Source organism: Shewanella sp. SR44-4 (assembly GCF_014163715.1).
GTDB lineage: Bacteria > Pseudomonadota > Gammaproteobacteria > Enterobacterales > Shewanellaceae > Shewanella.
Genome location: NZ_JACJDU010000004.1, coordinates 171,248 through 179,462 on the forward strand (window position 1 = coordinate 171,248; position 8,215 = coordinate 179,462).

Genomic DNA, 8,215 nt, shown 5'->3' on the forward strand with positions numbered 1-8,215 from the left:
GCTTTAAAAGCGTATATTAACCCTGATAGACTTGTTCTATCAGGGTTTTACTTTTTTCTGTGTACAAAATCTAATGATCAGTTCTAATTACCAGTTCTAATTACCAGTTCTAATTACCAGCTTTAATTATTAATAGTCTATTTACAAGGACAGCCATGCTAAATGGAATTCATCACGTCGCGATTATCTGTGCCGATTACCCACGTTCAAAAGCATTTTATACGCAAGTTTTAGGGTTAAAAGTTATTGCTGAGCATTACCGCGAAGCACGGGATTCTTACAAGCTTGACTTAGCTTTGCCCGATGGTAGCCAAATTGAGCTATTTTCATTTAATGGTGCGCCGCCAAGACCCAGTTATCCTGAAGCCCAGGGCTTACGTCATTTAGCATTCAAAGTCGATGATATCGATGCTGTCGTGGCTCATTTGCAGCAAAACCAAATATCAGTCGAACCCATTCGTATTGACGAATATACCGGCAAACAATATACCTTTTTTAGCGATCCAGACGGTTTACCGTTAGAGCTTTATCAAGTCAGTTAATCTATGTCAACCAGGCCGCTGTTTCTGAGTGGTATTCAAGCTGTTATTAATGAAGCTTTTTATCAATAAGCGCGGTTATCAATAACGGCTACCTATCTGCTTATTGCCTCCTTTGTTAGCTAAATCTCTTATTTAATAAATCTTTACACAAATGATAATGATTTGCATTTGCGATCTTTGTTTCATTTATGTAAAGTGCATCACATAAATGAAATTTAGTTAACGCTTATTAATAACAGGATGATGTTAAGCATGAAGTCGAGTAATTACAGTAGGTTATCGTTAGGTGCTCAAGCCGTTGCTGCAGCATTAGTATTCAGTAGCCCAGCGCTATATGCTGCAGACACCAAAAATGAAACTTGCGATAAGGATATATTGGCGAAATGTAAACCCGCGCAAACGGACGAATCAATAGAGCGAATTCGTGTTCATGGTGTGCAAAACTCGGTTTACATGTTTAATAACTCAGCCGACAAACGCCGAATGGCTGCACTTGTCGATACGCCTCAAGTGATTACCGTGTTAACTCAAGACCAAATTCAAGAGTCAGGAAATACGGACTTAAAAGACATTTTGTCAGCTCAAGCGGGTGTCACCCTTGGTACGGGTGAAAACGGTAATGCATTCGGTGATCGTTATATTATCCGTGGTCACGAAGCACGTAGCGACGTGTTTGTAGATGGACTTCGCGACCCTGGCATGACCACTCGTGAAAGTTTTGCCACCGAGCGAGTTGAAATTACCAAAGGTCCAAGTTCAACATTTGCTGGCCGTGGTTCATCAGGTGGTGCCATTAACAGTGTGACTAAAAAAGCCTCAGTAGCTTACGATTTTGGCCGCGTCGATCTCGGTATTGGTACTGACGATCACACTCGTCTAACGGTGGACTATAACTTACCGATATCAGACAAAGTGGCAGTACGCCTTAACGGCTTAACCGCTGAAGAAGACAAGCCGGGCCGCGAAGGCGTTACGAGTGAACGCCAAGGTGTTCAGTTATCGGGTGTGTATGAAGCCACCGATGCATTGTCATTTACCGCCGATGGTTACTACCTAGACGCGAAAGATGTGCCAGATTTAGGCAGTTATTTTGATCGAGATACTCGTAAGCCGCTAGAAGATATTCCTGTTTATGCTCAAGATGGTGACTTTCTAAATTCTAAGGTCACCACGTTTACCTTACGTACCGAATATGAGTTAAATGACAGCATTACGTTGTACAACGCCACACGCGTTGGACATACCGAAAATGGCTATATTACAACCGGTATGGGCGGCACAACGCGGGCAGATACCGACCCAACAGCGCCTGGTGCCAGCACCTTAACGCTTAGTACTCACCAAGGTAACCAAGATGTTGATTATGTCAGCACTCAATTCAACTTATTTTGGAACACTCAAGCACTGGGTTTTAATCACAAGTTAGTATTTGGCCTTGAATACACAGATGAAAATGTTGATAACGGCGTATATAGCATCACCAACAACAATGATGGAAATTGTTTGACCAATGGTCGCGGTGGCGTATCAGAGTCTTATTGTATTATTGATGGTGACGGCAATACTGTCGACAATATCGGCCAGTTAATGAATCGCAGCTATGTTGATGGTGGATCAGATGCGATATACGACATCGAAACCGTGTCGGCATACATGATGGATACGGTTGAATTGACCGATCAGTTAGCACTATTCTTTGGTTTTAGACAAGACAGCTTTGATTACAGTAACAACACAACAGGTCGCGATGGTGAAGTGGATTATGCCTATTCCGATACCATGTATAACGGTAATATTGGCTTAGTTTATGACTTGTCTGAAGATGCCAATATCTACGCCAACTACAGTACTGCAACCAACATCAACGGCGGTGAGTCTGACTTAGGTGCTAACTGTGGTTACGGTGGTATTTGTGGTACACAAGAGCAAGCTGCTGAAGCCGATGCCGAAATCGTTGAAAACCTAGAGCTTGGCACCAAGTGGATGTTGTTTGACGACAAAATGATGTTTTCAGCATCAATCTTCCAAATCACTAAAAGTGACGTAATGGAAAGTGTTGGCGACAGTTACTCAACTTTGGGGACACTTAATACCGGTAAAAACCGCGTTAAAGGTATTGAGTTTGGTATGGTCGGCAATATTACTGACAAACTCAGCATACAATTCTCGGCTGCCAAAATGGATTCCGAAATTTTAGAATCTTACAATCCAGCTAATATTGGTTTAGTACTGAGTAACTTTGCTGATGAAAGCGCTTATTTGCAACTGCGTTATGAGCTAACAGAGTCATTCGTATTTGGTGGTAGTTACACTTATCAAAGTGAAATGTATGGTGGACAACCAGACACTGCAGCAGGTTATGATAGCGACAATAGCCGTTACAGCATTGTGGTGCCTAACTATCAAGTAGTTGATTTATTTGCCAGTTACAATGCCACCGAAGATTTAACTTTCCGTGTCAACGTAGGTAACATATTGAACGAAGAATACTGGACGGCAGCTTATCGTTCTGGCTCATTTATGTACTTAGGTGACGCCCGTAATGCTAAATTGTCGATGACATATGAGTTTTAATTAAAGGTATTTGCATGATTGTTATTGAACAAATTCTCTCGAAACAGGATGTCGGTGCTTATCGTCAGCAACTGGCTGAATGTCCGTGGGGCGACGGTCGTAAAACCGCAATGGGGATGGCGGCGTCGGTTAAAAATAACAATCAAGCAGATGCGCAACACGCTAATGTGCGCCAACTGGCTAATCAACTACTGGCGCGTATTGGCGAAACGCCTAAAATTGTATCAGCGGCGTTACCGCATAAGATATTTCCGCCGTGCTTTAATCGTTACAGCGAAACTGAAGAGTATGGTTACCATGTCGATGCAGCCATCATGCGGATCCCTAATACCTCAGAAGTGATCCGCAGTGATGTATCCATGACGGTATTTTTGAGTGAACCCGAAGAGTATGACGGTGGTGAGTTAGTTATTGCCACTGAATTTGGCCAGCAGCAAATTAAATTACCTGCAGGATACGCCGTAGTATACCCGTCGAGTAGTTTGCATAAAGTGACCGCGGTAACCCGAGGGCAACGCGTAGCAGCTATTACCTGGATTCAAAGTATGGTTGCCGATGTCACTTTACGACAAACCTTGTATCAGCTCGATCAAAGTATTCAAAACTTGATCAAAACCAACAACACTGACCGCGCTGAGCTAGATAACCTGCATAATGTGTATCACAATTTAATTAGACAGTTTACCCAGCTGTAATCGCTCTAGTGGGCTTTGAATGACGGGGTAATAATGGTTGGTTTTGAATTGTTAGCTTGTCTTAATACCAATTAAAATCAATTGGTAAAAATAGTTAAGCGAAGGTGACTCAAAAAATGGTGATTCAAAAAAATGAGACTCAATAAAGGGACGAGGTTACAAACAGCGGTATCTTCTGTCGAATAGACGGTGACAGTACGGTTGCTAACGCGTGCTATCACCGTAATTTTATTAACTTACCACCATTTGACCGGTATAAAGTATAAAGTTACGTAATAATATGACGCCCAATAAACTCAGACATGCTGTTCCGGCAACATAGGAAAACTTGCGTTTTGAAGTGGCGGTCATAAATAAGTTCATCGCTAATGGGGCCGACAATCCTAGTCCCATAATGCCGAACCAGAATACAAATCCCCAAAAGCCTACTCCGATAGCATTGAATGCCGCAACCTTGCTTTGGCCACCACTGAAGACCAATCCTAGGAAGAAGGTGAACATAAGGAGTATCTCGCCTAAAATCAATGGGATCTCTATTTTATGAATAAAACGTACTTCAGCACCATTGGGATTGCCTTTGAGTAACACACCACCTAATAGTGATGCAGCGGCACCTGAAGACAAGCCAGAAGCTAAAAATAGTAAGGGTAATACTCCGGTATTCCACATTGGGAAGTGAGGCTGAGCCGATAATAAAAATCCGGTATAGGCACCTAGCGACACTGAGAAAATCACTAGTAAACCGGTTATACCTGCTTCATATCGCGCTAGCAGCCTGGTTAACGTACAGGCGATTGGTAAATGTTTTTCACAAAATTTATCAATGGGTTGTCTGAATGTTACTGCAATCCAAGCATACATAAATACTTGATATAGCATTAAGATAATCACACCCATCGACATCACCGACGTAGGATTGTAAAACACTAGAATCTTCCAAAAGTCCCAAGGTTTTGTTAAATCTAATACCAACACTCCTAAGCCAGCTAAAACGGAAATTGCCGCAATAATACAAGCAGCTATAATAAATCCAGACTGATATGCTTTCTCTTTTAAGCAAAAATGTTTCAATAAAACAGCGAAGAACATGGCGCCTGCGGATGCCCCGGCTAAAAATAGGTATATTGCAATGGGCCAGTGCCAAACCAATGTATCAAAATGAAAAGCACTCATAATATAATCTCCCCTTGTTTCGCTTTGATACTAAATATTTTAGGTCGGGTACCTAAATCTTGCTTAAAGCGCTCAGTCGGATTCGCCTTTAATAGCGCAACCAGTTCAGACTCGGGATCTTTAAGATTGCCAAACACTAATGCTTTTGTCGGACATATTTCTACACAGGCAGGTTGTTTACCCTGTTTGAGATTAGTTTCACGGCAGAAGTCACATTTGTCGGCAGCTTTAGTAACAGGATTAATAAAACGCACTTCATAAGGGCAGGCCGCAATACAGTATTGGCAACCGACACATTTATCTGCATTTACTGCAACAATACCGGTTTCTTTATTAATAAAGGCGGCCCCGGTTGGACAAACAGAAACGCAAGGTGCGTTCTCGCAATGTTCACAAGAATGTCGAGAAAAATGATAAAACTGATTAGGGTATTCTCCAAACGGCCCAGTTCTTTCAATGCTTAGTCGTGTGACACCTTCAGGTACATGATTCACTTCTCGACATGCTTCAACACAGGCATTACAGCCAATGCATTTAGTTTCATCATTTAACAAAGCGTACTTTATGTTGTTTATAGCGGGTTCCATTTCGGCATTGGCATGATTACCACTGAGTGGATATACCGACACGCCTGCAACCAATGCGCAGGTGCTTTTAAGGAAATGCCTTCTTGAGTTTTCCATGATTACTTACCTCTGTACCGTGTGACAATTTCGGCACACATTACTGCGATCTTTTGATCCTAAGCCCATTATGGGGTCAGATTCAGGATGCAGTTTATGGCAAGATGTACAACTCACTTTTTGAGCATGTACGTTGTGAGTCCACTCTGCTTGGGATATCTTTTTAGGCGAATGGCATTTCAAACAAACGTCATTTTTAGCGTCTATTGTAATGTCGTTTCCCGCGGAAAATACCATCAGGTCATTGGGTTTTTTAGGGTGATTTCCTTGCTCACCATGGCATGATGAACTACAGCTCATTTTTAGCTGTGCTTGGGCATGGTGGCCTAGCATTGCACCATTGCGTTTATGGCATCTCATACATGAGTCATTGTTAATTTTCTCAGTAGAGTCAGCGCTATTTGCTCCCTGACTAATAAGGGCAAACGACAATACGCCTACACTTAACATCAGTAGCCAGTTATTCCGGGACATAATCAGTCCTCTCTACAATCATGGATTATCAAAAAATATCGGGTGAAAACAGATTGTCTTCACCCGACAGGGTCTTCATACCGGTAGGGATAGCTTTAACATTTGCATGTCGTAAGGTTTGCCTCGAACGATTTCAACTAATTTAACGTTGAATTTTTCAAACAAACTTTTTGCGTTAGCATCATCTTGTTGACTGAAATCAGAGATAACCAATTTCACTTCCGACGAGTCATGATCTATCACGACATAATCGAATCGTGTATGGTTTTCGGCTGCGGTTTGGGCATCCATTTCGAATACGGTATCGATTGGAACGTTGCAACAAACATCATATTTGCCGCCCACCATTGTTTTTAGTGATTTTAAAAAGTTAAAGCTCTGAGTATCAAAAAGCATTTTTTTGAACTTAATTGAGTGCTCTTCAGTGTCAGTTTTGAAGAACTTTATACAAGTCATAATGAAAATTACTAATATAAAGGGAACCACAATAAACAGCACAGAGTACACAAATGCATAACTTAAAAAGACTGAAGTAATCATATTATCCTCCAAAAAATCGTTTTTAATTTATTGTTTTATGAATTAAACATACGTCATTGACGTACGATCAATATTATCCTTATATTTTGGTTTTTAATTGATCGTAATCAATTAAATGATGTGCTTTTAATTTATTCGATCGTAGTTATGATTTAGGTCTTATTGTTTTTTTCTGCATTTTAAGTTGATATATATTTGAAATAAACAAAGTTGATTTGAAAGTTATTAAGTTTGAATTTGAATTTTTAAAATATTGATATGTTGAAATTTAATAAATCAATATGTGAATATCTGTTTTCTCGAAATTCTAGTTGTTTAATTGGATATTACAATACATGAAATTAGCTTTTACTAAACATTGCTCCAATCGATGGAAGCATTCTATGTGAAATAAGTAGTGTTAGAAAATTATTTTTATGATCTGGAATAAGTAATCATTGAATACTTAAAATAACATTATGAACTCTTTTGAAAAGCGTTAGAATGCTAGGTTATATACCTAAAATGGAGTATCTAAGATGAAGCCAATTGACTTAGATAAATTAGATTTATTAACACTATCTATATTAGTGAGTCTTTATGAAAATAAATCAGCGACGCATGTTTCTAGAATATTAGATGTGCCAGCTTCGAAGATAAGTCGTTGTTTACACACAGCAAGACTAATATTTGGTGATGAGCTGTTTATTAGACGGAAATACGGATTAGTCCCAAATGATTATGCGGGAAAAATTTATCCCATTGCTAAAGAAATAGTGGACTGTGCTAAAAACTTCAATCGAGTTAATAGTGCTGAACAATCGCATAATCGATACTTTGAATTAGTCATTCCTGGAATGATTGCTTATGCCTATCCGCGAGCATTGATGAAATCCATTAAAGAACATAATAAAAATATCCATATTAATGTGAGTAGCTGGAATAGTCATTCTCTGGAAAGCGTGATTAGCGATCCACACAGTATTGTGATGTGTTGCTGCAAAGGCCCTGAAGAGATCCTCTGTTTTGACCAAAAATTACAGGTTGAAGTGCTTGCGACAATGAACCGACAATACTTACTCAGCTGCAGAAAGCACCCTATATTAAAGCAAGACATCTCTCTAGAAACCATTGCTAAATACCCATATATCAATACGCTTATTGGTATCCAGGCCCCCATACTCAACCCATTCCAGGAGTATTGTCAGGCTAAGGATTTATCTCTGAATACCGAAATGACCATTACCAGCGTGTCTTCTTTATTTGATTACCTCTCAGACTGTCAGTCATTGGCAATAACACCCTACAAAGCAGTGTATGACATGTTAGATGATGACTCTGGTTTACATGCTTGCCAGTTATCTGAGTACGAATGCAATCGTCTATTTGAGGTTGTAGAGCCATTAAAATTGGTTTTAGTCACTCATCCTAGTGTTGACAATGAAGATGCAGCATGGTTAAAAAAGCAAATTCGTGAATTAACCCATGAGCTAATTTAATATAAAACGAGTTAATATGAAGGTTCGCATTATTGCCTAATGAGTGAAATTATAAT

Annotated in this window: 8 protein-coding genes; 4 read left to right on the forward strand and 4 right to left on the reverse strand. The window is 39.9% G+C overall.

Annotated elements, in window-relative coordinates:
• The first annotated feature begins 155 nt into the window (after positions 1-155).
• The 3 genes from H5125_RS03760 to H5125_RS03770 all read left to right on the forward strand — a co-directional run bounded on the left by H5125_RS03760 (position 156) and on the right by H5125_RS03770 (position 3,811).
• On the forward strand, positions 156-542 hold the full coding sequence (locus H5125_RS03760; protein WP_182743579.1) for a VOC family protein: 387 nt from the start codon (positions 156-158) through the stop codon (positions 540-542).
• Between the two features lie 243 nt (positions 543-785).
• On the forward strand, positions 786-3,116 hold the full coding sequence (locus H5125_RS03765) for a TonB-dependent receptor (RefSeq protein ID WP_409085806.1): 2,331 nt from the start codon (positions 786-788) through the stop codon (positions 3,114-3,116).
• A 14-nt stretch (positions 3,117-3,130) separates the two neighbouring features.
• Positions 3,131-3,811 carry a Fe2+-dependent dioxygenase gene (locus H5125_RS03770; protein WP_182743581.1) on the forward strand — a complete coding sequence of 227 codons (681 nt, stop codon included), beginning with the start codon at positions 3,131-3,133 and terminating at the stop codon, positions 3,809-3,811.
• Between the two features lie 231 nt (positions 3,812-4,042).
• Here H5125_RS03770 and nrfD read toward each other — a convergent pair whose 3' ends face one another.
• The 4 genes from nrfD to H5125_RS03790 all read right to left on the reverse strand — a co-directional run bounded on the left by nrfD (position 4,043) and on the right by H5125_RS03790 (position 6,681).
• Positions 4,043-4,984, reverse strand: coding sequence for an NrfD/PsrC family molybdoenzyme membrane anchor subunit (nrfD, locus tag H5125_RS03775; RefSeq protein WP_182743582.1), 942 nt, complete (start codon positions 4,982-4,984; stop codon positions 4,043-4,045).
• Positions 4,981-5,667 (reverse strand): 4Fe-4S dicluster domain-containing protein, encoded by a 687-nt coding sequence (locus H5125_RS03780; protein ID WP_182743583.1) that lies wholly within the window; start codon positions 5,665-5,667, stop codon positions 4,981-4,983. The genes nrfD and H5125_RS03780 overlap by 4 nt, the downstream gene beginning before the upstream one ends.
• Before the next feature lie 6 nt (positions 5,668-5,673).
• A complete protein-coding gene (locus H5125_RS03785; RefSeq protein WP_182743584.1) occupies positions 5,674-6,141 on the reverse strand; it encodes a cytochrome c3 family protein in 468 nt (155 codons plus the stop codon).
• A 75-nt stretch (positions 6,142-6,216) separates the two neighbouring features.
• A complete protein-coding gene (locus H5125_RS03790; RefSeq protein ID WP_101086125.1) occupies positions 6,217-6,681 on the reverse strand; it encodes a hypothetical protein in 465 nt (154 codons plus the stop codon).
• Between the two features lie 518 nt (positions 6,682-7,199).
• Here H5125_RS03790 and H5125_RS03795 point away from each other — a divergent pair.
• Entirely contained in the window at positions 7,200-8,159 is a 960-nt protein-coding gene (locus H5125_RS03795) for a LysR family transcriptional regulator (RefSeq protein WP_101086124.1), read from the forward strand.
• The last annotated feature ends 56 nt before the right edge of the window (positions 8,160-8,215 follow it).

What these genes read in the sequence shown, in the direction of transcription:
- H5125_RS03760 (WP_182743579.1), top strand. Translation starts at nt 156, where the DNA reads ATGCTAAATGGAATTCATCACGTCGCGATTATCTGTGCCGATTACCCA.
- H5125_RS03765 (WP_409085806.1), top strand. Translation starts at nt 786, where the DNA reads ATGTTAAGCATGAAGTCGAGTAATTACAGTAGGTTATCGTTAGGTGCT.
- H5125_RS03770 (WP_182743581.1), top strand. Translation starts at nt 3,131, where the DNA reads ATGATTGTTATTGAACAAATTCTCTCGAAACAGGATGTCGGTGCTTAT.
- nrfD (WP_182743582.1), bottom strand. Translation starts at nt 4,984, where the DNA reads ATGAGTGCTTTTCATTTTGATACATTGGTTTGGCACTGGCCCATTGCA.
- H5125_RS03780 (WP_182743583.1), bottom strand. Translation starts at nt 5,667, where the DNA reads ATGGAAAACTCAAGAAGGCATTTCCTTAAAAGCACCTGCGCATTGGTT.
- H5125_RS03785 (WP_182743584.1), bottom strand. Translation starts at nt 6,141, where the DNA reads ATGTCCCGGAATAACTGGCTACTGATGTTAAGTGTAGGCGTATTGTCG.
- H5125_RS03790 (WP_101086125.1), bottom strand. Translation starts at nt 6,681, where the DNA reads ATGATTACTTCAGTCTTTTTAAGTTATGCATTTGTGTACTCTGTGCTG.
- H5125_RS03795 (WP_101086124.1), top strand. Translation starts at nt 7,200, where the DNA reads ATGAAGCCAATTGACTTAGATAAATTAGATTTATTAACACTATCTATA.